Annotated in this window: 2 rRNA genes; both read left to right on the top strand. The window is 50.2% G+C overall.

Annotated features, from left to right (window positions below):
- A 16S ribosomal RNA gene (locus SB822_RS54400) occupies nt 1-397 on the top strand; the annotation flags it as partial.
- A gap of 146 nt (nt 398-543) precedes the next feature.
- A 23S ribosomal RNA gene (locus SB822_RS54395) occupies nt 544-2,162 on the top strand; the annotation flags it as partial.

The raw sequence follows: 2,162 nt of genomic DNA, 5'->3' as shown, positions 1-2,162 counted from the left end.
CTCTAAGGTGACTGCCGGTGACAAACCGGAGGAAGGTGGGGATGACGTCAAATCATCATGCCCCTTATGACCTGGGCTACACACGTGCTACAATGGACGGTACAAAGAGCTGCAAGACCGCGAGGTGGAGCTAATCTCATAAAACCGTTCTCAGTTCGGATTGTAGGCTGCAACTCGCCTACATGAAGCTGGAATCGCTAGTAATCGCGGATCAGCATGCCGCGGTGAATACGTTCCCGGGCCTTGTACACACCGCCCGTCACACCACGAGAGTTTGTAACACCCGAAGTCGGTGGGGTAACCTTTTTGGAGCCAGCCGCCTAAGGTGGGACAGATGATTGGGGTGAAGTCGTAACAAGGTAGCCGTATCGGAAGGTGCGGCTGGATCACCTCCTTTCTATGGAGAATTGATGAACGCTGTTCATCAATATAAGTTTCCGTGTTTCGTTTTGTTCAGTTTTGAGAGAACTATCTCTCATATATAAATGTATGTTCTTTGAAAACTAGATAACAGTGTAGCTCATATTTTTTAATTTTTAGTTTGGTTAAGTTAGAAAGGGCGCACGGTGGATGCCTTGACACTAGGAGTCGATGAAGGACGGGACTAACGCCGATATGCTTCGGGGAGCTGTAAGTAAGCTTTGATCCGAAGATTTCCGAATGGGGAAACCCACTATACGTAATGGTATGGTATCCTTACCTGAATACATAGGGTATGGAAGACAGACCCAGGGAACTGAAACATCTAAGTACCTGGAGGAAGAGAAAGCAAATGCGATTTCCTGAGTAGCGGCGAGCGAAACGGAATTAGCCCAAACCAAGAGGCTTGCCTCTTGGGGTTGTAGGACACTCAACATGGAGTTACAAAGGAACGGGGGAAATGAAGCGATCTGGAAAGGTCCGTCAAAGAAGGTAAAAACCCTGTAGTTGAAACTTCGTTCCCTCCTGAGTGGATCCTGAGTACGGCGGAACACGAGAAATTCCGTCGGAATCCGGGAGGACCATCTCCCAAGGCTAAATACTCCCTAGTGACCGATAGTGAACCAGTACCGTGAGGGAAAGGTGAAAAGCACCCCGGAAGGGGAGTGAAATAGATCCTGAAACCGTGTGCCTACAAGTAGTCAGAGCCCGTTAACGGGTGATGGCGTGCCTTTTGTAGAATGAACCGGCGAGTTACGATTTCATGCGAGGTTAAGTTGATAAGACGGAGCCGCAGCGAAAGCGAGTCTGAATAGGGCGAATGAGTATGAGGTCGTAGACCCGAAACCAGGTGATCTACCCATGTCCAGGGTGAAGTTCAGGTAACACTGAATGGAGGCCCGAACCCACGCACGTTGAAAAGTGCGGGGATGAGGTGTGGGTAGCGGAGAAATTCCAATCGAACCTGGAGATAGCTGGTTCTCTCCGAAATAGCTTTAGGGCTAGCCTCAAGAAGAGAATCCTGGAGGTAGAGCACTGTTTGGACTAGGGGCCCATCCCGGGTTACCGAATTCAGACAAACTCCGAATGCCAGTGATTTATACTTGGGAGTCAGACTGCGAGTGATAAGATCCGTAGTCAAGAGGGAAACAGCCCAGACCACCAGCTAAGGTCCCCAAATATCCGTTAAGTGGAAAAGGATGTGGCGTTGCTTAGACAACCAGGATGTTGGCTTAGAAGCAGCCATCATTTAAAGAGTGCGTAATAGCTCACTAGTCGAGTGACTCTGCGCCGAAAATGTACCGGGGCTAAATACACCACCGAAGCTGCGAATTGATACCAATGGTATCAGTGGTAGGGGAGCGTTCTAAGTGCAGTGAAGTCAGACCGGAAGGACTGGTGGAGCGCTTAGAAGTGAGAATGCCGGTATGAGTAGCGAAAGACGGGTGAGAATCCCGTCCACCGAATGCCTAAGGTTTCCTGAGGAAGGCTCGTCCGCTCAGGGTTAGTCGGGACCTAAGTCGAGGCCGATAGGCGTAGACGATGGACAACAGGTTGATATTCCTGTACCACCTCCCCGCCGTTTGAGTAATGGGGGGACGCAGAAGGATAGGGTGAGCGTGCCGTTGGTTGTGCACGTCCAAGTTGTGAGATGAGAAACGAGGCAAATCCCGTTTCCATTAAGGCGGAGCTGTGATGGCGAGGGAAATATAGTACCGAAGTTCCTGATTCCACGCTGCCAA

Origin of the sequence: Paraburkholderia sp. SIMBA_054, from assembly GCF_046534875.1 — a bacterium.
Taxonomy (GTDB): Bacteria; Pseudomonadota; Gammaproteobacteria; order Burkholderiales; family Burkholderiaceae; genus Paraburkholderia; species Paraburkholderia hospita.
The sequence above is the reverse complement of the archived record's forward strand: the minus strand, read 5'-3'. Positions and strand labels throughout refer to the sequence as shown.